18 protein-coding genes and 1 other annotated feature are annotated in these 24,951 nt (G+C 29.0%); of the genes, 2 read left to right on the forward strand and 16 right to left on the reverse strand.

From position 1 onward, the window contains the following. Positions 1–5 precede the first annotated feature (5 nt). From I2A66_RS10210 to I2A66_RS10230, 5 genes are all read right to left on the reverse strand, one after another. On the reverse strand, positions 6–1,682 hold the full coding sequence (locus tag I2A66_RS10210; protein WP_122639299.1) for a formate--tetrahydrofolate ligase: 1,677 nt from the start codon (positions 1,680–1,682) through the stop codon (positions 6–8). Positions 1,683–1,736: 54 nt separating this feature from the next. Next, positions 1,737–2,534: an ATP-binding protein gene (locus I2A66_RS10215; protein ID WP_122639300.1), complete on the reverse strand. Its 798-nt coding sequence runs from the start codon at positions 2,532–2,534 to the stop codon at positions 1,737–1,739. Between the two features lie 115 nt (positions 2,535–2,649). Next, the gene (gene cooS / locus I2A66_RS10220; protein ID WP_122639301.1) at positions 2,650–4,569 is read right to left on the reverse strand and encodes an anaerobic carbon-monoxide dehydrogenase catalytic subunit; all 1,920 of its coding nucleotides are present in this window, start codon (positions 4,567–4,569) and stop codon (positions 2,650–2,652) included. 715 nt (positions 4,570–5,284) lie between these two features. After that, a complete protein-coding gene (locus I2A66_RS10225) occupies positions 5,285–6,427 on the reverse strand; it encodes a tetratricopeptide repeat protein (protein ID WP_122639302.1) in 1,143 nt (380 codons plus the stop codon). Between the two features lie 9 nt (positions 6,428–6,436). After that, positions 6,437–8,191: a B12-binding domain-containing radical SAM protein gene (locus tag I2A66_RS10230; RefSeq protein ID WP_122639303.1), complete on the reverse strand. Its 1,755-nt coding sequence runs from the start codon at positions 8,189–8,191 to the stop codon at positions 6,437–6,439. Between the two features lie 160 nt (positions 8,192–8,351). On the opposite strand from I2A66_RS10230, the gene I2A66_RS10235 reads away from it, so the two are divergent. Then, entirely contained in the window at positions 8,352–8,552 is a 201-nt protein-coding gene (locus I2A66_RS10235) for a hypothetical protein (RefSeq protein WP_122639304.1), read from the forward strand. Positions 8,553–8,554: 2 nt separating this feature from the next. Here I2A66_RS10235 and I2A66_RS10240 read toward each other — a convergent pair whose 3' ends face one another. The 4 genes from I2A66_RS10240 to I2A66_RS10255 form a co-directional block, all read right to left on the reverse strand. Beyond that, entirely contained in the window at positions 8,555–9,478 is a 924-nt protein-coding gene (locus I2A66_RS10240) for a hypothetical protein (RefSeq protein WP_195251564.1), read from the reverse strand. A 216-nt stretch (positions 9,479–9,694) separates the two neighbouring features. Beyond that, positions 9,695–11,395: an arginine--tRNA ligase gene (argS, locus tag I2A66_RS10245; RefSeq protein ID WP_147516379.1), complete on the reverse strand. Its 1,701-nt coding sequence runs from the start codon at positions 11,393–11,395 to the stop codon at positions 9,695–9,697. A gap of 74 nt (positions 11,396–11,469) precedes the next feature. Next, positions 11,470–11,907, reverse strand: coding sequence for a DUF523 domain-containing protein (locus tag I2A66_RS10250; RefSeq protein ID WP_122639307.1), 438 nt, complete (start codon positions 11,905–11,907; stop codon positions 11,470–11,472). Positions 11,908–11,928: 21 nt separating this feature from the next. Beyond that, positions 11,929–14,307 (reverse strand): endonuclease MutS2, encoded by a 2,379-nt coding sequence (locus I2A66_RS10255; RefSeq protein ID WP_195251565.1) that lies wholly within the window; start codon positions 14,305–14,307, stop codon positions 11,929–11,931. Between the two features lie 180 nt (positions 14,308–14,487). Here I2A66_RS10255 and I2A66_RS10260 point away from each other — a divergent pair, with 180 nt between their 5' ends. After that, entirely contained in the window at positions 14,488–15,933 is a 1,446-nt protein-coding gene (locus I2A66_RS10260; RefSeq protein WP_147516377.1) for an aminoacyl-histidine dipeptidase, read from the forward strand. Between the two features lie 105 nt (positions 15,934–16,038). Here the strand turns inward: I2A66_RS10260 and I2A66_RS10265 are convergent, their stop codons facing one another. The 7 genes from I2A66_RS10265 to I2A66_RS10295 all read right to left on the reverse strand — a co-directional run bounded on the left by I2A66_RS10265 (position 16,039) and on the right by I2A66_RS10295 (position 24,951). Next, positions 16,039–16,434 carry a hypothetical protein gene (locus I2A66_RS10265; RefSeq protein ID WP_122639310.1) on the reverse strand — a complete coding sequence of 132 codons (396 nt, stop codon included), beginning with the start codon at positions 16,432–16,434 and terminating at the stop codon, positions 16,039–16,041. Positions 16,435–16,438: 4 nt separating this feature from the next. Further along, complete coding sequence (locus tag I2A66_RS10270; RefSeq protein ID WP_147516376.1) at positions 16,439–18,850, reverse strand: DUF3656 domain-containing U32 family peptidase; 2,412 nt, start codon at positions 18,848–18,850, stop codon at positions 16,439–16,441. Positions 18,851–19,045: 195 nt separating this feature from the next. Then, on the reverse strand, positions 19,046–19,675 hold the full coding sequence (zapA, locus tag I2A66_RS10275) for a cell division protein ZapA (RefSeq protein ID WP_243113331.1): 630 nt from the start codon (positions 19,673–19,675) through the stop codon (positions 19,046–19,048). Between the two features lie 24 nt (positions 19,676–19,699). Beyond that, the gene (gene pheT, locus I2A66_RS10280) at positions 19,700–22,090 is read right to left on the reverse strand and encodes a phenylalanine--tRNA ligase subunit beta (RefSeq protein WP_147516375.1); all 2,391 of its coding nucleotides are present in this window, start codon (positions 22,088–22,090) and stop codon (positions 19,700–19,702) included. A 16-nt stretch (positions 22,091–22,106) separates the two neighbouring features. Further along, positions 22,107–23,126, reverse strand: coding sequence for a phenylalanine--tRNA ligase subunit alpha (gene pheS / locus I2A66_RS10285; RefSeq protein WP_147516374.1), 1,020 nt, complete (start codon positions 23,124–23,126; stop codon positions 22,107–22,109). A 57-nt stretch (positions 23,127–23,183) separates the two neighbouring features. After that, positions 23,184–23,413 (reverse strand) — a binding site (T-box leader). Between the two features lie 63 nt (positions 23,414–23,476). Next, complete coding sequence (locus tag I2A66_RS10290; RefSeq protein WP_122639314.1) at positions 23,477–24,274, reverse strand: TrmH family RNA methyltransferase; 798 nt, start codon at positions 24,272–24,274, stop codon at positions 23,477–23,479. Between the two features lie 5 nt (positions 24,275–24,279). Next, positions 24,280–24,951 carry a potassium channel family protein gene (locus I2A66_RS10295; protein ID WP_122639315.1) on the reverse strand — a complete coding sequence of 224 codons (672 nt, stop codon included), beginning with the start codon at positions 24,949–24,951 and terminating at the stop codon, positions 24,280–24,282.

Here is a 24,951-nt window from a genome sequence, read left to right on the forward strand (position 1 = left end):
AAGTACTAGAATAATCCAGATATTACTCCATTCTCATCAACATCTATTTTTTCAGCTGCTGGAACTTTTGGAAGACCTGGCATTTTCATTATTGCACCAGTTAAAGCAACTATAAATCCAGCACCAGCTGAAACAGTTAATTGTCTAACTGTTATTCTAAATCCTGTTGGTCTACCTAGTTTAGTTTGATCATCTGTTAAAGAATATTGAGTTTTAGCCATACATATAGGCATTTTTCCAAATCCTAAACTTTCTAATCTATCTAATTCTTTTTTAGCTTGAGGTGTAAAGTCAACACCATCAGCGCCATATATCTTAGTAGCTATTGCATTTATTTTTTCTTCTATACTTAAATCATCTTCGTAGCAGAATTGGAATTCATTTGGTTCACTAGTTAATCTAATAATTTCTTTAGCTAACTCTATTCCACCTTCTCCACCTTTTGCCCAAACTTGAGATAGTGCTACATTAACGCCTAGTTCCTTACATTTCTCTCTTACTAAGTTAACCTCTGGTTCTGTGTCTGTTGGAAATTCATTTATAGCAACAACCGCCGGTAATTTATATACTTGAGTTATATTTTCAACATGTTTTAATAGGTTTGGAAGTCCTGCTTCAAGAGCTTCTAAATTTTCTTTATTTAATTGATCTTTTGGAACTCCACCATTATATTTTAAAGCTCTAACTGTAGCAACGATTATAACTGCATCTGGTTTTAAATCTGCCATTCTACATTTTATATCTAAGAATTTTTCAGCACCTAAATCTGCACCAAATCCTCCTTCTGTTACTACATAATCTGCAAAATGCATAGCCATTCTTGTAGCTATAACTGAGTTACATCCATGTGCAATATTTGCAAATGGTCCACCATGAACAAATGCAGGTGTTCCTTCTAAAGTTTGAACTAAATTTGGTTTTAATGCATCTTTTAATAAAGCAGCCATTGCACCATTAGCTTTTAGTTGTCCTGCAGTTACAGGCTCCCCTTGGAAATTATATCCTACTATAATTCTTCCAAGTCTTTCTTTTAAGTCTGTTATATCACTAGCTAGACAGAAAGCAGCCATTACCTCAGAAGCAACAGTTATATCAAATCCATCTTGTCTAGCTACACCATCAGCTCTAACACCAAGTCCATCAACAATATTTCTAAGTTGTCTATCATTCATGTCAACACATCTTCTCCAAGTTATACTTCTTGAATCTATTCCTAATTCATTTCCTTGATGTATATGATTATCTAACATTGCAGCTAATAAGTTATTTGCAGCTCCTATAGCATGGAAATCTCCAGTAAAATGTAAATTTATATCTTCCATTGGAACAACTTGCGCATATCCTCCACCTGCTGCTCCTCCTTTAATACCAAATACAGGTCCTAAAGATGGCTCTCTTAAAGCAACTAATACATTTTCACCTAACTTAGCTAATCCATCTGCAACACCTATTGTTGTTGTAGTTTTTCCTTCTCCTGCAGGAGTTGGATTTATAGCTGTAGTTAATATTAACTTAGCCTTTTTACCACCATTATCTCTTTTAAGTAAGTTATAATCCACTTTAGCTTTATACTTACCATATAATTCTATATCATCTTCTTCTAACCCTAATTTTTTTGCTATTTCTCTTATATCTTGAGGTTGTGCTTCTTGTGCAATTTCAATATCAGATTTAAATCCCATAATTGAATCCTCCCCATAAATTTTAATTTTATTTTAATACACTTATGTAAGTGTTTATAAACTTAATTGCTTCTTACTTTCTTTTATCTCAAGTAATTTATCTTTGATTGTTTTAATCTCTTCTTTAGTTTTAATACTTACATCATATGGTGATTGATTTGATCTATCAGAGTTTATAACATCTTGATTATAGTATATAAATCCTAAAGCTTCCCCATCTTCTAAGTTACTTATAATAAAATCTTCATCTTCTTTATTTCTTATCTTATTTCCAACAACAAAAACTTGATTAACACCTATATCTTTTCCAAGTTTTTTTACTTTTCTATATGTTTGTAAACTTCTTTCTCCTGGTTCTACAACTACTATAAAAGCATCTACACCTTGCGCAGTTCCTCTACCTAAATGTTCTATTCCAGCTTCCATATCCATAACGACTACATCTTTATTTTGTATTATTAAATGGCTGCAAAGTCTTTTCAATAATACATGTTCAGGACAAACACATCCCGAACCTCCTGAGTCAACAGTTCCTAATGTCAATAATCTTACACCATTATACTCTTGACAATATGTCTGTGGAATATCATCTACCTTTGGGTTTAATTTAAACATCTTATTAAATGTTCCTGTTTCTGCTGCTGTTCTATCTGAAACTAACTTTTTCATTTCTGATATAGGTACTATAGATTCATAAACATCTCTTGGAAATCCTAAAGCTAATGCTAAATTTGCATCTGGATCTGCATCTACAGCAACAACTCTATATCCATCTTCAGCAAACATTCTAGAAAGCATTGAAGAAAAAGTTGTTTTACCTACTCCACCTTTACCTGTAACTGCTATTTTCATATTCTACCACCTTCTGTCTAATACTTTTAGATCTTATTATTTTATATATATCTATAGGTAAGACACATAATATGTATCTTACCTGATTATATTCTTTTATAATAAAACTTAAATCTTAAGCTTCTGCTCCTTGAAGCACTTTTTCTTCTACTAAAGCTTCAAAGTGAACACGTTTCTTTTCTATTCCTTCTATTATTTTTTGAGCTAATAATACAGGGTCTTCTTCAACTATAAATTTAGCTCCAACCATATCTTCCATTTCTTTAGTTAATATTTCTACTGCTCTAGATGAACCACCTACTGGAGGCATTATTCCTAAATAAACGTCTATACCTGTTGCAACAACATAAGTTCCTATAGCAACAGCTTTTTCAGACATCCACTCTGGAGCAACACCTGCTACTGGTAAATCAGATGAATCCATTTCTAAGTACTTAGCTGTTGCACCTACAACATCTAGTATACGGCTACAGTCAACACATGAACCTAAATGCAGTACAGGTGGTATATCTGCTAATTCACATACAGTTGCTAATCCTTTACCTGCATATTTTTTAGCAGCATCTTTTGCCATTAATCCAAATTTTCCCGCTGCTGACGCTCCACATCCTGTAGTAACAACTAATATATCATTCTTAATTAATTCCTTCATAACAGTTGTGTGTGCTAAGTTAGAAACACCTTTAGCATTATTACATCCAACAACAGCAACTGCTCCTCTTAATACTCCTGATTTTAAACAGTCAGCTAATGGTTTTACAGTTCCTGCTGGATCTATTTGAGAGTTTACAACTCTATCTAATTGTCCTACTATCGCTTCAGTACTAAACCCTACTACTGAGCTTGATTTATGTTCTGGGATTAAAACTTTTGATTTGTCTCTATTAGGGAAGTTTAATACAGCAGTTCTAACTATCTCTTTAGCTATATTAAACGCATCTTCTTCTTTGAATTCCATATATGTAGATCCTGTTATTTTTGCTTTTGGAGATGTAGTTATGAATTTTGTATGATAACAGTCTGCTACTCTTGCAAGTGCTGGGAATATACATTGTACATCAACGATCATAGCTTCTACAGCACCTGTAACTATTGCTAATTCTTGTTGATGGAAGTCCCCTGCAGTTTTTACACCATGTCTCATAGTAACCTCATTACCAGTACAACACATGCCTGCTAAGTTTATTCCATCTGCTCCAACAGATTTAGCTAATTCTACTAATTCTGGATCTTCTGATGCTAAAACTATCATTTCAGATAATGAAGGTTCATGACCATGTAATATTATATTTACTTTATTTTCTTCTAAAACACCTAAGTTTGCTTCTGATTCTCTAACTGTTGGTGTTCCAAATAATATATCACTAAATTGTGTACCTATCATTGATCCAACCCAACCATCTGCTAAAGCAGTTCTTAATGACATCTGCATTAAGCTATCTATATCTGCTGTACATCCTATATGAGTTGAATGCATTATTGTTGCAATTTCTCTATCTATAGCTCTTGGTTCTATACCAAGTTTTTTCCATAGTTCTTGTCTTTGTTTAGGAGCTCTTTTTAAGAACCTTGCTACACCATGTGGTTTACCAAATTCCATTAAAGCAACATCAGCAACTTCATGAGCTATATCATATATATCTCTGCCTTCAGTTTCAACATCCCATTCTTTAGCTAAAGCTATTAATTTAACTTCATCTTTTATAGTATAATTACCGTCTCTTGAACTTAAAGCCATTGTATGAGCTATATCTCTAGCATGATCAGAGTGAGCTGCTGTTCCACCTGCAACCATTCTTGCAAAGTTTCTACCAACTATAACATGTTCATCAGCTCCACATATCCCTCTTGGAGTTTTTGGACTTATTCTACATGGTCCCATACCACAGTTTCTACAGCAAGTACCTTGCAAACCAAATCCACATTGATTTTTAAAGCCTATTTTTCTGTCATACATTGTTTCTACGCCATCTTTTTCAGCCTTGTCTAATAATATTTGACTGTTTAAGTCAATAGTCATTGCTTTTTTATCCATATCTCTATCCCCTTTTGATTCTAATTTTAAAATCCCCCTAGGTGATACTCATTATAATATGTCTTAATAAAACCCTAATTTGATTATATACTAAATTGCTATTGCTTGGTAAAAAAATCAAATATTTTTTTAACAAAATTTACCTTGTTAAAACATTGCAGAAAACATTTTCTTATCTTTCATATTTTATATTTTTCATTATTTTATAATTTACTTTTATAACTTTATGATTTGATTTGAGTTTAATAAATATCAGATATGATTAGATATAAGTATTTCATATATTATAGAATATAGTTTTGATTGTGGTTTGTCTGATTTGTAAGTCAATAAAATAGGTATTTTAAATCCATTACAACAATTTAATGTCTTATGTTTGAAACATACATAAATAATGTTAAAGGTTACAGTTTAAATGATTAATTATATTATATAATTTTCCTATTAATTGCGATCTCATATATAATATTAACACTATTTCCTTTCAATGTATTATATTATTTTTATTTTTTATCTATCATTTTGATAAATTGATATAAATCTCTCTCTTTTATATTTATAAGCTTTACTTTTAAATCGTTGAATTATATCTTTTACCGTAATTACTGCCTCAAATATTATATATTTTTTTAATTATTTTATACCAGATAAAATTTTTTTAATAAAAAATAGATATTATTAAAATGAACTTTAATAATATCTATTTTTATTTCAATTATCTATAATTATCTAATTCTCTTAAGCATGCTACTGTTATTTCATCTTGTGGATCTAATTCATATGCTCTTTCTATATAATAAATAGCTTCATCTAATTCTCCATTATTTAAATATGCCATACCTAAATTGCATAATACTTCAGGATCTTCCTTTATTTTTGCAGCTGTGCTAAAGTGTTCTATCGCTTTTTCTAAATTATATGATGCTGCTTCACAAAGTCCTAATTCAACCATAGTGTCAACTTGATGAGGCTTTAATATTAATATTCTTTCAAAATAAGATTTAGCATCTTCTATTTCATTCATATTTTTATATGCAAGACCTATCATAAACAATAAGTTCCACCAATCAGAATGCTCTGCCTCCAATGGTAATAATTTTTCTAATGCTTCTTCATTTCTTCCTTGGAATACTAAGCTATATCCTTCTTCGTATTGAACTTTAAAATCCATTTTACCGATATTTTCTTGAACCTCTGCTATTAAATCATCTTCTAACCCTAATTTTAAAGCTTCTTCCCAAATAACTTTGGCTTTTATATATTGTCCTTGATTATAATAATGATATCCTAAGTGATAGTATGCTAGTGCAAAACTTTCATCTAAATCTATTACTTTTTCAAGTTTATCTAATGCTTCAAGTAAGAAATTATTCATTCCATCATTATCTGAGTCTTTTTGATATTGTTGTGCTAGTTCTTGACATACTATAGCATAGTGATACATTCCTTCTAAATCTTCTGGGAACATTGTTATAAGTGCTTTTAGATATATTAAAGAATCTGTACTTTCACCAATTTCAAAATATTTTCTAGACATATATCCCATATAAGCTTTTAAATCTAAGTTTATATTCTGTTCTAATGCTTTAAGAAACTTTCTATATTCATCATTATACTTAAAATTACTATCAATCCCCATAATGTATATCATAGCATCTGCTATAGACATTGAGTTTATTCCTTCTTGAGCAGTATTTTCTTTTATACCTTTTACAAGTACCTCATTTTTTATAGGTACATCAAGTCCTCCACTTGGTAGTGTATAGCCTTGTAGCTTAAAGTCTCCATCATTTTTTATTGTTATGAAAGCTAATTCATCTGCTTTTTTTAATAAATATTTTTCAATCCTAAACTTCATATTAACCTCCTAAATCATTACACTATATGATTTTGACTTTTCAAAAATCTTTTTGTCATCATATACAAATAAAATTACATTTTCATTAGGTTGTATATTTTTATGTATATCTTCTTTTAACTCTATTACATTATAATTAAAAGGCTCAAAATGAACATACTTTATCATAAACTTGGCTGGAGTATCTTCAAACTTAGGTAGATATAACTTCACATTGTCTTGATCTTGTAAAAATATATGACATCTATTTTTAAAATCTTCCATTTCTACCTTATTAAAAAATTGTGGTAAATTAGATGTCTTTCCTAATGATATATAATCGTACTTTAGTATATCATTAAATAGTTCATTATTTACATTTATTTTTTCATTATAAAAATCTAATAATATCTTATATAATTGATTTTTTCCTTGTGCCATGTCAAAATATCCATTTTTATCAAAATATGTTGCAAACTCTTCAAAGAATTTAAATGGACTTTTACTATAAAAATTCTTTATTATATATCTCATTGATAATACAAAGTTTTTAGAGTTGTAGTATCTCTCTAATATCTCTTCTATATCTTTTAACTTTAATATTTGGTCATAAGTTATATAATCATTATATAAAATTTCATATGGTGCATAATCTTTATATTTATATCCATGCTCTTTAGCTGTATTTCTTACACCTGTACCTTTTATCATTTTTAAGAAACCTAATTGTAGATGCTCTATACCTAAATTAAATACATCATTAAATGAGTTTTCAAAACTAGCATAATCTTCATAAGGAAGACCTGCAATTAAATCTAGATGCTGGTGTATATTTCTATAAGATGCAACTTTTTGAACAACATAAGATAATTTTTTAAAATCATCTCTTCTTCCAACTGCATCTAATGTTTTTTGATTAGTAGATTGTACCCCTATTTCAAACTGGAATAATCCTTCTTTACAATCTTTTAAAAACTCTAAAGTATCATCATCTAATAAGTGAGCTGTAACTTCAAAATGATATGTTGTATAGTTATTATCATTCTCCATAAGGAACTTCATGATCTCTTGAGCAAACTTTTTGTTAGCATTAAATGTTCTATCTATAAATTTAATTTGAGAAACTCTAGCATCGATTAATTTCTTTAGATCTCTTTTTACTCTATCTATACTAAAATATCTTAATCCTTTTAGTGTTGAAGATAAGCAATATTGACAATTAAAAGGACACCCTCTTGATGTTTCATAATAAACGATTCTATTTTCATATTCTTTTGGATCTAAGTTTTCATAAGGGCTTGGTATCTCATCTAAGTTTTGCAATAATGCTTTAGGTTTATTAGTTATTATCTCATCATTATTTCTATATACAATACCCTCTACATCTTCTATTTTTCTTTTATCTAGAAAATATTCTACTAAATCTCTAAATACCAATTCTCCTTCTCCACATAGTATGTAGTCTATAAAAGGATATTTCTTCATAGCATCAGTACTATCATAAGTTACCTCTGGTCCACCTAAAGCTATCTTTATGCTCGGTTTTACCTTTTTTAAGTTTTCACAAACTTTAGCTATATCATATACATTCCATATATATGTCGAAAAAAGTACAATATCATAATCATTTCTATATATATCCTTTAATATATAATCTAAATCATTATTTATTGTATATTCTCTTATGTCTACTGAAGTTAAATCTCTTACAAATTCTTTTAAATATCTAATTGCTAAGTTTGTATGTATAAACTTAGAATTTAATGTGGTTAATAATATTTTCAAATATTTCACCTCTTTATCAATATTGTCTATATTTTATTTGCTATTTAAGTTAAAATAATTTATATAAACTATCAAAATTCTACTTTTTAAAAGGGTTTTTATTACATTTTGTAGAATATTAGTTTATTAGTTACTATATATTTAAGAAAGGAAGTTTATTATGGAATTAATCGACCACGTATCTATCAATTCATTATCAAAAAGGGACTTATTGCTTATAATAAAAGCACTAGAATTTACTACTGAAAATACAAACCTTAATGATTTTATTGAACTTAGAAATAGTATAGTAAAAGAGTTATGCTTCTTAACTGAGACTTCAGAAGAAGCTTTCATAAATTATCTAGAAGCTAATAATTAATTTTAAGACTTTTTAAATTTTAATGTATAGATTCCAGATTTAGCTTTTATCTTTACGCTAAGTATATTTTCACTAAATTCTTTTGAAACAACCTGAATTTGGTTAAATATAGGATCTACATAAACATCATTTTCATTTAATTTAATTAAGCTTCTAGGGTCAGATGTTTTATCGTATATCTTTTTATTGATTTTATATAACCTTAATTTTGTTATGTATTCAGACATTGAATTAATAAAATCTATATTCTCTATATTTAGGTCACTTTCAACTCCTAGAATAGATAATATAGATTTTTTTATACTCATAATACCATCATTAACAGGCTGTCTATCTTCAATATAAATATCATATAATATATTTAAAATTGTAGAAACTATATTATTATCATCATAATCTTCATATTTTCCATCTATAAATTTATCTATAATTTGTAATGTATTAATTCTACTCATTTGAAACTTAATCATTTGAGGTTTTTCTAAATTTATAGCTAGCCCTATTATTCTCTCCTTAGCGCTTTGCAATAACTCTTCATATTCTATATTTTTATTTTCAATCAAACTATGTATAACACCATTATAAATAACAGCACTTAATATAAAATCAAACATTTTAATTTCTTTTTTAAAGTACTTAGCATATTTCTGGATTAAGGAAATAGACTCATCTTGAGATCTATCAATATTTGTATTAGCAAGTATTACAGGTAATATCAAGTTTAAAATAGAGTTGTAACTTAAAGCTTCACCATAAAACTTAAAGTAAATCAACTCATCTTTTAGTCTATTAACATCAACAAAAACACATCTATTCTTCCCATCATCTACTAAACATTTAGTATTCACAATAATCAAATATCTAAGATTTTTATCATTTACATCGAAAGCCGATAAATAACACTTTTTTATAATATTATCTTTCATAAATATTACACTCCTCGTAATACCTTATAACAACGCTCTCAAATAAGTGTATATGTTCTCACTTTATTTATTATTTACTTAAAGTAGTATATTTTATAACGTAGCGAAGGGCTGATATAAATATATCCAATTACATTTTCAGCATTTTCAGCTGCATGCTTTGGATATATTATATCAGCCCGAACGCCTCCGTTATAACAAGCACTAAAACACTAATTACATTCTCTCTGGTGCTTGCATTCCTAATAATTTAAGTCCATTCTCTAGAGTTTGTCTAGTTACAGCAACTAAAGCAAGTCTAGCTTTTCTAGTCTCAACATCATCTACTAATATTGGATTGTCATGATAGAATTTATTAAATGCTTGAGCTAAATCTAAAACAAATCTCGTTACTATATGTGGTTCATTTCTATTCATAGCAGATACTATACTCTTATTAAATGATGCTATAGTCTTTAATACTTCAACACTATCTTCGTTAGTTAATAAGTTATAGTCTATATCTGCACTTACTTCTTCATTAGCTTTTCTTAAAACTGCACAACATCTAGCATGTGTATATTGAACATATGGTCCAGTTTCACCTTCAAAGCTTAATGTTCTTTCCCAAGAGAAAGTATAATCTTTTATTCTACTATTAGATAATTCTTGGAATACTACTGCTCCAACTCCAACTTGCTTAGCTATTTCATCAACATTTTTAGCATCTGGATTTTTAGCTAACATAGTTTCTTTAGTCTTTTCTATAGCTTGTTTTAAAACATCTTCTAAGAATACTACTCTACCCTTTCTAGTAGACATAGTTCCTTCTTCTAATGCAACCATTCCAAATGGAACATGAACTAAATCCTTAGCCCATTCAAAACCTACAAGTTCTAAAACTTTAAATAATTGTTGGAAGTGTAATGATTGTTGTGAACCAACTACATATATACACTTATCAAAATTATATGTATTCTTTCTATATACAGCTGCAGCTAAATCTCTTGTCATATATAATGTAGATCCATCATTTTTTGTTATAAGTGCTGGTGGCATGTTATATTCTTCTAGATCAACAACATTTGTACCTTGAGATTCTTTTAATAATCCTTTTTCTTTTATAGTTTCTATTACAGTATCCATTTTATCTGAGTAGAAACTTTCTCCATTATAAGAGTCAAATTGTATATCTAATAAATCGTAAACTCTAGCAAATTCTTTTAAACTTTCATCTCTGAACCATTGCCATAATTCTTTAGCTTCTGGATCTCCATTTTCTAATTTTGTAAACCATGCTCTAGCTTCATCTTCCATCTCTGGCTTTTCTTCTGCTTCGTCATGGAATCTTATATATAATTTTAATAGTTCTGGGATTGGATTAGCTTCTACTGCATCCTTATCTCCCCATAATTTAAATGCTACTATAAGTTTTCCAAATTGAGTTCCGTAATCTCCTAAGTGGTTTATTCTTACAGTATCATATCCTTGTGAATCGTATATTTTATATAAAGCATTTCCTATAACAGTTGTTCTTATATGCCCTATATGGAATGGCTTTGCTATGTTAGGAGATGAAAAATCTATTACTACAGTTTTACCTTCACCTAATTTTGATTTTCCGTATGCATCTTTTTGAGTTAATACATCATTTATAACATTAGTAGCTAATTGAGACTTATTAACAAAGAAGTTTACGTATCCGCCCATTGGCATAACTTTTGCTATATCTCCTTTTGCTTCTATACTTTCTGCTAAGTCTGCTGCTATCATGTTAGGAGCTTTTCTAAATACCTTAGCTAATTTAAAACATGGGAAAGCATAATCACCCATATCTTTATTTGGTGGTATTTCTATAAGTCCTAATATTTCTTCTAAAGATAAATCGTCTATCTTTTCTTTAAGGCAATTTCCTATTGCTACCTTGAAATCTTGCATGTCATTGCTCCTCTCTCTTTCTCTTATCTTCTTATGGTAAATCAAATCTTGAGTTTTTTCAAGATATTTAGCCATTATAGTTCGTTTTCACTAATTACTTTTATATTATTTTTTCTAAGTAATGCTGATGTAATTCCTTCACCAAGAATTTTTTTTCCCGTGAAACTACCATCATATATATATTTAGAGCCACATGAAGGACTTCCATCCTTCATTATGGCTTCTTTACAATTGTATAGTTTCGCAATTTTTAACGTCTCTTTAGCACCTTTTACAAAGTTTTCAGTTACATCTTCACCTTTATTGCTAATAACTTTACATCTGCTAACCTCTTGTTTACTTATATTAATAATTTCAGAAGGATTTCTAGGTGTACTAAGTCCTCCTAACTGTTCTGGGCATGCGATTACAAATTCTTTTCCATTTAAATATTCTCTTACTTTTTGATTATCATTATTTAAATTATTATACTTACAATTTATACCTAATAAGCATGCTGATACTATTATCATAATTAAAAACCTCTTTTTAAATTATTTTAATACAGCTATGGTTACACCTGCTCCACCTTCACCATATTGACCAGGTCTTTGAGATTTAACATGTTTATTTTTCTTAAGTACATCTTGAAGCCCAGACTTAAGTACTCCCGTACCTATACCATGTATTATTGTAACATATTCAAGCCCTGCTACACATGCATCATCTAAGTATTTATCAACTTCCATTATAGCTTCTTCTAATGTCATACCACGAAGGTCAACTTCACTCTTAACTCTACCTGATTTAGACTTAATTATATTTCTAGTTCCTTTTGTTACGGTAGTTTTTGCTTCAGCCTTAGCTCTTTGTAATGATTTAAATGGTAAAGTCATTTTCATTATACCGATTTGAACTACTGCTTCTTTTTTCTTATCATCAACAGATATTACACTACCATTTTGATTTAAAGTTATTACTTTAACTTCATCTCCTGGTTTTAAGTTCTTAATTTCTTTACTTGCAACTTTTGGAACTATCATACTTTCAACAGTTGGCTGAAGTGCCCCCATAGAGTTTGTTAATTCTTTTCTAAGAGCTTCTATTTTACGATTTTTCTCTTTAGAAGCCATTTCATTTTCCATAGCTCTAAGCTCTTTTATTATACTATCAACTTTTTCTTTAGCACCTCTAGTTATTCTAAATGCTTCAGATTTAGCTTGTTCTATCATCTTATCTTTTTGAGATATAATTTTTTCTAATCGTTCATCATACTCTTTCTTAACTTTTTCTATTTCTAATTTTAGCTTTTCTGCTTCTTCTCTTTCTTCAATAGCTTTAAGCCTACTTTTTTCTGCTTCTTGAAGAACATCTTCTAATTCTATATTGCTATCATCTATGAATTCTCTAGCCCTTGAAATTATATAATCACTTAAACCTAATTTCTTAGATATTGCAAATGCATTTGACTTTCCTGGTATCCCCATAAGAAGCCTATATGTTGGACTTAATGTTTCTACATCAAATTCAACTGCAGCATTTTCTACGCCTTCTTTTGTTAAAGCATAGTTTTTAAGCTCTGTATAGTGAGTTGTAGCTATACAAGTTGCACCAGCCATCTTTACATCTTCTAATATTGCAATAGCTAAAGCAGCTCCTTCCATTGGGTCAGTTCCTGCACCTAGTTCGTCAAATATAACTAATGAATTTTCAGTTACATCTCTTAGTATAGAAACTATATTAGTCATATGAGAAGAAAATGTAGATAAGCTTTGTTCTATACTTTGTTCATCACCAATATCTGCAAATACATTATCAAATACACACATGCTACTTCCATAGTTAGCTGGTATATGAAGTCCACTTTGAGTCATTAAAGCAAATAAACCTACTGTTTTTATAGTTACAGTTTTACCACCTGTATTAGGTCCTGTTATAAGTAATGTATGAAACTCTCTTCCTAAGTAAATGTTATTAGCAACAACAGTTTCTGCATCTAAAAGTGGATGTCTTCCTGCTTTTATATTTATATATTTATCATTATTTAAATTAGGCTCAACAGCTTTCATAGATATAGATAATTTACCTTTTGCGAATGCAAAATCCAATTTTCCTAGTATTTCTTGATTTGAAATTATATCATGACTAATTTCACCTACAATTGCTGATAGTTCTGCTAATATTCTTTCTATTTCTTCTTGTTCTTGTAACCTTAATTGTCTAAGTTCATTATTCATGTCTACTATACTCATAGGCTCTACAAATAAAGTTGCTCCTGATGATGACTGATCATGAATAATTCCAGACACATATGATCTGTATTCTGCTTTTACAGGAACAACAAATCTATCTCCTCTAACAGATATTATTGCATCCTGTAAGTACTTTTTATATGTAGTTGATGTAATAATAGAATTTAGTTTAGACCTTATAGATTGGTTCTTTTGAACTATTCTCCTTCTAATATTTCTAAGCTCTGTTGAAGCATTATCAGAAATTTCTATCTCACTTATAATTGCATTATAAATTTTATCTTCTACATCTCTATAAGCATATAAAGAATTTGATAATCCTTGAATTATTGGATAATTGAACTCTTCTTCTTCACTACTTGATAGTGTATTTTTTAAATTTCTCGAAACCCTTAAAGTATCTGCTATTTTAATTAAACTTCCAGGATCTAGAGATGCACCTATTTCTGCTCTCTTTGCTTTATCTTCTATATCATGTATTCCATTTAAAGCTATTCCACCTCTTTTTAGAAGTATTCCCTGTGCTTGGCTAGTTTCTTCTAGCATATATTTAACTTCTTCATAATTTGAACTTGGTGTTAACTTTTCTATATATTTTAAACCTAAAGAAGATGAAACTTTTGTCTTTAATATGTCAACAATTTTGTTAAACTCTAAAACTCTTAATGATTTTTGATTCATACTTCCTCCTTTATTTTTTCTTTCTTTTTATATCGTTTATTTTATGTACATTTGTATTATACTATTTATATAGCTATTTATATATTATACATAAACATGTATTATTTGTAGCGTATTTTTTTAATTATTAACTTAAAATAAGTATTTTAATACAAATTATAATAAAGGAGATTCTATCTTATGGAAAAAGTTTTACAAGATTTAAAACCTCAATTAGTATTTAAATATTTCGAAGAGATTTCTCAAATACCTAGAGGCTCTGGAAACGAAAAAGGAATAAGTGATTTTCTTCGTAAATTTGGGGAGGATTTAGGATTAGAGACAATTCAAGATGAATATTTAAATATAATAATAAGAAAACCTGCAACTAAGGGATATGAAAATGCTCCTTGTGTTATGTTACAAGGTCATATGGATATGGTTTGTGAAAAAAATAAAGATACTGTTCATGACTTTACTAAAGATCCTTTAAAATTAAGAATTGAAGATGGTATGATATACGCTAGTGGAACTACTTTAGGTGCAGATAATGGTATTGCTGTAGCTATGGGGATGGCAGTACTTGCTGATAATTCTATTGAGCATCCTGAAATAGAGTTTTTAGTTACTGTAGATGAAGAAGCTGGTATGACTGGTGCTATGAATTTAGATGGTTCTAAACTTAAATCTAAGTATATATTAAACTTAGATTCTGAAGAAGAAGGATATATATTAGTAAGCTGCGCTGGTGGAGCTACAGCTAAAACTACATTACCAGTTGAATATACTCAAGTTTCAGATAATAAAGTAGGTCTATCAATAGATATAAAAGGACTTTTAGGTGGTCACTCTGGTATGGATATCATAAAACAAAGAGCTAATTCAAATAAATTATTAGGTAGACTTCTAAATTTATTAAAGGTTGATTATGATTTAGCTAATATTCATGGTGGTTCTAAAAACAATGCTATTCCTCGTGAGGCAGAATGTGTAATAGTAATTGATAAAAACTTACTTGATGAAACTAAAAATCAAATATCAAAAATAGAAAGTTTATTTAAGCATGAGTTTAGTACTTCTGATCCAGGACTTATTGTAGAAGTTAAAGAAACAAACGTTGATAAAGTATTCACGCCTGAATTAAAAGATAAAATAATCAAAATGTATAATCTAATTCCAAATGGAATTCAAACTATGAGTATGGATATAAACGGTCTTGTAGAAAGCTCTACTAATTTAGGTGTTGTAGTTAATAACGATAATGAAATATTATTTGAAAGTGCAGTTAGAAGTTCTGTTAGTACTTTAAAGGATGACATTTTAAATAGAATGGATTTATTAACAAACTCTTTAGGTGGTAAGTTTGTTGTTGAAAGTGATTATCCTGCTTGGGAATATGCAAAGGGATCTGAACTTGAAAAAATTTGTGTTGAAACTTATGAAAAATTAACAGGCAAAAAACCTATAATAATGGCAATTCATGCAGGACTTGAGTGTGGATTATTATTAGACAAAATGCCTAATGCTGAAGCTATATCGTTAGGTCCTGATATGTTTGATGTTCATACTCCTAATGAACATTTAAATATAAAATCTACTGAAAATACATGGAATTACTTATTAGAAATATTAAAATCAATTCGTTAATTAATATTTAAGTAAATAGATTCAAATTTATCATTAAAACAGATATATTTGAATCTATTTTTTATTTACCAAATAATAAATTGATTTTTAATTAATTTATTATGTTTAATTGTTATATACTAATTCACCTGTGTATTTGTTAATTTTGTGAATACCTAAGTTGATTATATGCTCTCCATCTTCTGATATACTTACTTCTTCTGTTGATAACTCTTCTTCTGTGTGGGTATGTTCTTCTGAAGCACCTAAATTAATATTTACATCTATGATATAATTATCATTTTCTTCCTCTATATCTTCTATTGTATTCATTACACCATCACCGAATTCAGATTTTAATACTTTTATTGCACTTTCTTTTGATATTGGATTTAAATCTTCAGCTTTTTTCTCTGCAAACTGTGTATTATTATCTCTTGATGATATACTTTTTAATACTATTGTGGATATTAATGTTATTATCAACAGTAATAAACCAGTTATTAATATAATTTTTTTCATATCTTTATTCTACACCTTTATAGTAATGAGCCGATGTAGTTCCTTTTGAATCTAAATAATTATATAAATTAGTTGCCTTTGCTCCCAACCTATAATTATTATTTAGTACTTCTGTATGAGCTTCTATAATATCTCTAACCATTCGCCCATTTTCTTGTGTAAAATCTAATCTCAACACATCTATTCCACATTTTATTATCTCTTCTAAATTATCTAACATGCAAGTAACATTTGAATTATATATTGTACTTCTACAGAATATATCTTGAGATATTCTGAACATATCTCCTTTAAAACTCTTTAATGCATATATACTTTGATTACATTTAGCTGCTCTTTTATCTTTTTTACAATCACGAACTAAAACTCCCATTGGACAATATTCAGTTACCATCATGGTTGCATATCCATATACTACACCTTCAATTTCCATATCAGTATATTGTAGAGTTTCTTTTATCTCTTGTAAATTAAGCTCTTGAGATATACATAGAGATTGCGCACCTTCATTTTTAAAATGGTTTATTGTTTCACTATTGAATGCATTTAAGAAGTAATCTATACTTAATTTCTTACCTTTAAAGTAATCTATTCCACCTAATGTACCTACTTGTACTTCATTTAAATTTAATTTATTAGCTTTTTCTAAACTCTTGTATTCTCTATTTCTAATTATTCTAGGGGATGAATATATAACCTTTTTATTATACTTAATCCCCATTTCTAAAGCTTTATCTAAAGTTAATATATCTTCATAATAAACTGCATCTATTTCACATTCTAATGCAGATTTTAATTGTTCTAAGTTTTTAACTTTTACTCTAAGCTTTGGTTTTACATCTTTTCTAACCTTAACTGGTCTATATGATATTTTTTCATGTTTATATTTTCTATCTTTTACTTTTACTCTTTCTTCATTTAATAAATCTATACAATCTCTTCTCATTTGATTAATTATACTTATTGGTAAACTTACACCTTCATCAAGAATTGTATTTATTTTATTTAATTGATATGGAGTGTTTCCAAGCTTTTGAATCTGAGATTCTACCTTCTCTTTACTTAAAGCTACCTTCATAGCTTCTTCTACAACTTTATCACCTTCTATAGAAGCTTTATTTCCTTTTGAATCTATGAAGGTTAATACTGGCTTTTGACCTAATTTTATAGTTAACTTGGCATCTATATTGCTTTTCACTAGTTCCTTATCTTGTTGGAACGTACTTTGAACCCTGTCCATAAGCTCACTGTCTGAAGTTTTAAATACTACTTGATGCTTTCTTGCTTCTCCAACAAAATCTAATTCAATTATATCTCCCTTATGAGCTATTGTAGTTATTTCACCCTCTTTTATTATTCTACCAATAGTTCCTCCTCCTAGATTTATACCATCGCCTTTTTTAAGGGTATTTTCTAACTTTAATCTTAGCCTTTTAGCCTTTTTATTAAAGTCTAAAACTTTTCCTACGTATAAACCTTGATTATTAGGAATCTCAGGGTTCATTACACCTTTACCTACTTCACCTAGTATAAGACCTTTTGTAAATTTTCTATTAAAAATAGTATATAAATCATTAATAGTTTCATCTAAAACATTTACTTTATGTTTTTTTAAATAGTTATCTACAGTCTTTCTGTAACTACTTATAACTGTTGCGACATATTCTGGTCTTTTCATTCTACCCTCTATTTTTAAAGAGTGAACTCCTGCATCTATTACCTTATCTATTTCTTCTATTGTACTTAAATCTCTTGGACTCAACAAGTAATCTCCATTGCTATTTATTACTTCTCCTGTGTGTATATCAATTAATTCGTATTTTTGTCTACAAGGTTGTGCACATCTACCTCTATTTCCAGATCTATTTCCTAGCATACTACTCATTAAACATTGCCCTGAATAGCATACACATAATGCTCCATGTACAAATACCTCTATATCAACACTTGTATTATCACAAATTTCTTTTATTTCTTCTACCGTTAATTCTCTAGCTAGTACAACTCTATCAAATCCTGCATTTTCAAGATATTTAACATCTTCTAGTGAATGTGCTACCATTTGTGTACTTGCATGTAATTCAAAATCTGGTAGTAATTTCTTTATTAATTTTGCAATTCCTATATCTTGAAGTATTATTGCATCTACATCTATATCATATAAAAATTTAGCATACTCTACAAAGCTTTCAATTTCATCTTGCTTGATTAATGTATTTGCAGTAACAAAAACTTGTACATTTCTTATATGTGCATATCTAACAGCTTCTTTTAATTCATCTCTATCAAAGTTATTTGCAGATGCTCTTGCACTAAAATCTTTTCCTCCTAAATAAACCGCATTTGCTCCATTTTGTACAGCTGCCTTTAAAGCTTCAAAGGAACCAACAGGTGCTAGTAATTCTATGTCTTTCATTTTGATCCTCCTTCAAGGAAATTTATAATATTAATAGTATCTTCTATTTTCCTATATTTTAATTTTTAAGTCTAATAAAGTTTTATACCCACTTAAGTATACATTAAAAACATATAAACTTTACTTTAAATTTTTAAATTAAAAGAGGATGCCTTTGAATGATTTAACTCATTTTAGACATCCCCTAATTTCTAACTATCTCATAGCTCTTAAATATTTCAATTCATTTTCTAATTCAGTATACTTTAATTGTAGCTTGTATGCTTTATTTTGGAACTCTGATGATAAGCTTTCTGCAATTTTTGCTCTCTCTTCTGCTCCTTTAAGTAGCATTTCTAAATCTTCTATTTCTGATTTATAATTTTCTACTTCTGATTGAGATCCTTCTGTTGAAATACTTAAGTTATCTATTTCAGCCTCTTTTGCTTCTAACGCTTTATTTTTCTCTTCAATTAATTTATTTAAACTTTCTATTTTAGATACTTTTTCAGTAATTTCTTTATCTCTACTGTCTAATTGAAGTTGTAATTTTTTTATTTCTAACTTAAGACCCTCATCAGTTTGATCTACTCTACGTCTTAAATCATCATTTTCTTTTGCTAATTCACTACTATAATTATCACATTCAAACAGTTGATCTGTTATATTTATAGCAGTAACTATTCCAGCCATAACTGTACTTAATTTAGGGTTACTTTCTACAACTTTTGTCATTTCTTGATCAACATAGCTTGCTACTTTAATCATCTCATGTGCAGGTTTATCTCCAACCATTGGATACTCTACACCTTGAATTTTCACAGTTACTTTATTAACATTATTCACACTAATCCCCCCTATACAGATGAGTTAGTTTGATCTTAAATTTGCATTTAATTTTTCTGCTAATTCTTTTAGTATTACGTCATGCACTTTAGCCACATCTTCATCTGTTAATGTTTTTTCTTTACTTCTATATGTTATAGAATACGCTATTGACTTATGACCTTCCTCTATTTGTGCACCTTTATATACATCAAATAATTTATAAGCTTCAACAAGTCCAGCTCCATTAGATTTTATTATATCTTCTATGTCTTTTACATATACATCATCTTTAACTATTAAAGCTATATCTCTTGATGTAGATGGGAATTTTGGTAATGGGCTATAAACTATATTATTGCTACTATTTTCAAATATTACATCAAGGTCTAATTCAGCTATGTAAACTCTTTGACCTAAACTATAGTTTTCTATTACATTCGGATGTAACTCTCCAAATGTACCTACATACATTCCATTATATTCTAATCTTGCACATCTTCCTGGGTGGAATGTTGAATTTTCTTTTTCTGGTATTACTTCATAATCGTTAAATCCAACACTCTTACATATAACCTCTATAGCACCTTTTAATGCAAAGAAATCTACATCTTTGCCATACATTCCTATACATACATGATTATGTTCCTTAGGTAATCCATTTTGTGGAGTAAATGTGTGACCACATTCAAATGCACATGAACTGTCTACTTTACGAGATATATTTGTATATAAAACATCAAGCATACTTGGCATCATTGTAGTTCTCATTACTGAAGTTTCTTCACCTAATGGATTTATAAGAGTTACAAAGCTTCTCTTTGGATCATTTTCTGGAAGTTGTATTTTATCTACTCCTTTTGGACTTACAAATGAATAAGTTAATATTTCATTTAATCCTATAGATGTAGCAGTATTTTTTACATTATCCATGAACTTTTGTTTAGCAGTTTTAACTCCAGCAGTAGCATTTCCTTCTAATTGTGCTGAAGGTATATTTTCAAATCCATATATTCTTGCGATTTCTTCAAATACATCTGCTTCTTGTTCCATATCTAATCTAAAGCTTGGAACTTCTATTTCTAATTTTTCACTAGAAACTAAGTTACAATTAAATTCTAAAGATTCTAATATTCCTACAAATTGATCCATAGGCACTTCTACACCTAATAATTTATTTATTCTTTGTGGATTAACTACTAATTTCTTAACTTCTGGCTTAGTTGGATATATATCTACTACTCCTTTATCAACAGTTCCACAACCTAACATTTCTATTAATTGAGCAGCTCTATTTACAGCTTCTTTTGCAAGGTTAGTATCTATTCCTTTTTCATATCTTCCTGAAGCTTCAGTTCTAAGACCTAATTTTTTAGATGTTGCTCTTATATTTTCTCTCTTAAAGCTTGCACCTTCTAATAAAACTTCTGTAGTATTATCATCTATTTCAGAGTTAAGTCCTCCCATAACACCTGCAAGTGCTAAAGATTTTTCTCCATCTGTTATAACTAACATATCTTTATCTAGAGTTCTTTCAACTTCATCTAAAGTAGTAAACTTTTCTCCATCTTGAGCATTTTTAACAACTATTTTACCAGTAGTTAATTTGCTTAAATCAAATGCATGTAATGGTTGGCCAAGTTCTATCATTACATAGTTAGTTATATCTACTATATTATTTATTGGTCTAACACCAGCTTCTATAAGTTTTCTTTGCATCCAATATGGAGATGGACCTATCTTTACATTTTTTACTGTTCTTGCACAATATCTATTACATAAGTCTTCATTTTCTATTTTTATATCAAAGTTTATATCTTGTCCTTCTTCTTTTACAACTATTTCTGGATACTTTAATTTAGAGTTTATAGTTACAGCAGCTTCTCTAGCTATACCTATCATAGATCTACAATCAGGTCTATTAGATGTTAATTCAAACTCTATTAAAGCATCATTTATTCCCATTACTTCTTTTACATCTTTTCCTAATTCATAAGAATCTTCATGATCTAATATGTATATTCCATTTTTCTTATGTTCAGCTACAAAATGCTCATCTATTCCTAATTCTTCAGCAGAGCACATCATACCTTCTGAAAGCTCTCCTCTTAGTTTACCTTTTTTAATTTTTATTCCACCAGGTAACTTCGCACCTATTCTTGCAACTGGTATAAAATCCCCTACAGATACATTTTTAGCTCCAGTTACTATTTGTATAACCTCAGTTCCTACATCAACTTTAGTCACAATTAATTTATCAGCATTTGGATGCTCTGTTATTTCTAGTATTTTACCAACAACAACATTTTCTATTTCTTCTCCGAAGAAATCTACTTTTTCCACTTTAGTTCCTGTCATAGTCATTTTGTCAGCAAACTCTTTAGTGTCCATATCTATATCAACATAATCTCTAAGCCATTTTAAAGATACTAACATATTATCTACCTCCTAATTAAAATTGATTTAAGAATCTCATATCATTTTCAAATAATAATCTTATATCATCTATCTCATATTTAAGCATACCAATTCTCTCTACACCCATACCGAATGCAAATCCACTGTATACTTCTGGATCTATTCCACAATTTCTTAGTACGTTTGGATGAACCATACCAGCTCCTAATATTTCTATCCATCCTTCTTGTTTACACATTGCACATCCTTCTCCACCACACTTAAAGCATGTAACATCAACCTCTGCACTTGGCTCTGTGAATGGGAAGTTATGTGGTCTAAACTTAGTTTTAGTTTCTTCTCCAAATAGTTTCTTAACGAAGTTATCTAAAGTTCCTTTAAGCTGTGCCATTGTAACATCCTTACCAACAACTAATCCTTCTATTTGATGGAACATTGGTGAATGTGTAGCATCTGGAGAGTCAAATCTAAAACATCTACCTGGAGATATTACTTTTATCGGTAAATCCTGACTCTTCATAGTTCTAACTTGAACTGGAGATGTTTGAGTTCTAAGTAATAATTCACTATTTATGTAGAATGTATCACTCATATCTCTTGATGGATGGTCTTTTGGAGCATTTAATGCATCAAAGTTATTTTCTATTGTCTCAACTTCAGGACCTTCCGCTATTGAAAATCCAAGTCCCATAAATATTTCTGATACTTCATCTATTATTTGGCTTATAGGATGTTTTTTACCAACTGTAAATGTCTTACCTGGCATTGTAACATCTATAACTTCGCTAGCTAATTGTTTTTCTTTTTCTATTGCTTTTATTTCTTCTTTTTTAGTGTTTATCCCACCTTCAATAGCTTCTCTAACTATATTAGCTACTTTACCTACAACAGGTCTTTCTTCTGCCGATAATTTACCCATTTCTTTCATGATAGCAGTTAATTGACCTTTTTTTCCTGAGTATTTTACTCTTAAACCTTCTAATTCTTCTATAGTAGAAGCATCTTGTATTTCACCTAAAGCGATATCTTTTAGATTAAGTAATTTTTCTTGCACTATTTATCACCCTTTCAATTTTTCTTATTTAAATATAAAAAAAACCCTTCATCCCTGTCTAGGGACGAAAGGTTATAATTTCGCGGTACCACCCTAGTAGCTTAGAAAATTAATATTCTAAACCACCTCGTATAAACTTAACGCGTTTTAACGTTAAAGCCTACTATTAATTCAGCTTTAAAACTCCAGAGGGAACTTCTTTTAAATACTTAGAAAGTACTTCCAGCCAAGGTACTTATCTCTATACTAAGTTAATCTAAAATACTTTTCTCTTTCACTGTATTTGAATTATATTTTATGTATATACTGATACAATATTATAACATATCAATATATATACTTACAATATTCTATACTAAAGATTTCTTTATCTCATACATTAATATAGCTGAACTTATAGCTGCATTTAAAGATTCTGCATTTCCATATATCGGTATCTTAACTAATGTGTCTGAGATACTTATTAGTTCATCATTAACTCCATTAGCTTCATTTCCTATAACTAATGCTACCTTATTATTATAACTTACAGTGTTATAATAATTATCTGTATTTAAATAACTCGATACAATTTCAAAATTATTATTTTTCAAAACTCTAAGAGCCTCTTCTTGTGTTGATTGTATTATATTCATATCAAAAATAGACCCCATAGTTGAGCGTATAACTTTTGGATTGTATATATCTACACATCCTTTTAAATTTATTATTGCATCTACACCAGCTGCATCTGCTGTTCTAATTATAGTTCCCATATTACCTGGATCTTGTATTCTATCTAAAATCAATACAAATTTATGCGAATCTTCTATATTATTATCTATATCTCTATTTTTAAAACCTACAACAGCTAAAATACCTTGAGTATTTTCTGTGTCAACTAATTCATTAAATATCTTATTTGTAGCTTTATATATTTTTATATTTTTATTTTTAAGAACATCTAAAAATTGAGAATGCTCTTTTTTATTTTCAAAATCTTCATTAATAAATACATAATCTAAATCTGCATTACATTCTATTGCTAAGGTTAAGATTCTATATCCTTCTATTATAAATTTATTTTCTTTATTTCTATTTTTAGTTTTTAGCAACGATTTTGTATATTTAACTTTTTCATTATCTTTACTGCTTATCATAACTGTCATGATTATTATCTTCTCCTAATCAAGTCCTTATTTTCTGAAGCAATAGAACTTATATTATTATTTTGTCCAATTACAACTAATATACTCCCAGCCTTTAATTCTTCTTGAGGAGAAGGTGTTACATTTATCCTTTTACCAGATTTTATAGCAAGAACTGTTATCTCATACTTAGCTCTTAAATCTAACTCGATTAATGTTTTTCCTACCCATTTATTTGGAGTAACAATTTCTACTATAGAATATTCTGGATCTAACTCTATATGATCTAATATATTATCTGATACTAAGTTGTGAGCTACTCTAACTCCCATATCTCTCTCTGGAAATACAACTCTATCAGCTCCTATTTTATAAAGTACTTTTGCTTGTAATTCATCTTTTGCTTTACATACAATTTGCTTTACACCCATCTCTTTAGCTATAAGTGTAGCCATTATAGATGCCCTTATATCCGAACCTATAGCAACTATAGCAACATCAAAATTTCCAAGTCCTAGGGATCTTAGAGCAGCTTCATCAGTCACATCAACAATTGCTGCATGAGTAACTTTATCTGATATATTTTGAATTATTTCTTCACCTTTATCTATAGCCATAACTTGATGACCTAAAAGATGCATTGTAGTAGCTACAGATGCACCAAATCTTCCACAACCAATAACTATATATTGTTTCAT

Source organism: Romboutsia sp. 1001713B170207_170306_H8 (assembly GCF_015550495.1).
GTDB lineage: Bacteria > Bacillota > Clostridia > Peptostreptococcales > Peptostreptococcaceae > Romboutsia_E.

Coding starts and splice junctions, on each gene's coding strand:
- I2A66_RS10210 (WP_122639299.1), bottom strand. CDS start 1,682: ATGGGATTTAAATCTGATATTGAAATTGCACAAGAAGCACAACCTCAA.
- I2A66_RS10215 (WP_122639300.1), bottom strand. CDS start 2,534: ATGAAAATAGCAGTTACAGGTAAAGGTGGAGTAGGTAAAACAACTTTT.
- cooS (WP_122639301.1), bottom strand. CDS start 4,569: ATGGATAAAAAAGCAATGACTATTGACTTAAACAGTCAAATATTATTA.
- I2A66_RS10225 (WP_122639302.1), bottom strand. CDS start 6,427: ATGAAGTTTAGGATTGAAAAATATTTATTAAAAAAAGCAGATGAATTA.
- I2A66_RS10235 (WP_122639304.1), top strand. CDS start 8,352: ATGGAATTAATCGACCACGTATCTATCAATTCATTATCAAAAAGGGAC.
- I2A66_RS10240 (WP_195251564.1), bottom strand. CDS start 9,478: ATGAAAGATAATATTATAAAAAAGTGTTATTTATCGGCTTTCGATGTA.
- argS (WP_147516379.1), bottom strand. CDS start 11,395: ATGCAAGATTTCAAGGTAGCAATAGGAAATTGCCTTAAAGAAAAGATA.
- I2A66_RS10250 (WP_122639307.1), bottom strand. CDS start 11,907: ATGATAATAGTATCAGCATGCTTATTAGGTATAAATTGTAAGTATAAT.
- I2A66_RS10255 (WP_195251565.1), bottom strand. CDS start 14,307: ATGAATCAAAAATCATTAAGAGTTTTAGAGTTTAACAAAATTGTTGAC.
- I2A66_RS10260 (WP_147516377.1), top strand. CDS start 14,488: ATGGAAAAAGTTTTACAAGATTTAAAACCTCAATTAGTATTTAAATAT.
- I2A66_RS10265 (WP_122639310.1), bottom strand. CDS start 16,434: ATGAAAAAAATTATATTAATAACTGGTTTATTACTGTTGATAATAACA.
- I2A66_RS10270 (WP_147516376.1), bottom strand. CDS start 18,850: ATGAAAGACATAGAATTACTAGCACCTGTTGGTTCCTTTGAAGCTTTA.
- pheT (WP_147516375.1), bottom strand. CDS start 22,090: ATGTTAGTATCTTTAAAATGGCTTAGAGATTATGTTGATATAGATATG.
- I2A66_RS10290 (WP_122639314.1), bottom strand. CDS start 24,274: ATGACAGTTATGATAAGCAGTAAAGATAATGAAAAAGTTAAATATACA.
- I2A66_RS10295 (WP_122639315.1), bottom strand. CDS start 24,951: ATGAAACAATATATAGTTATTGGTTGTGGAAGATTTGGTGCATCTGTA.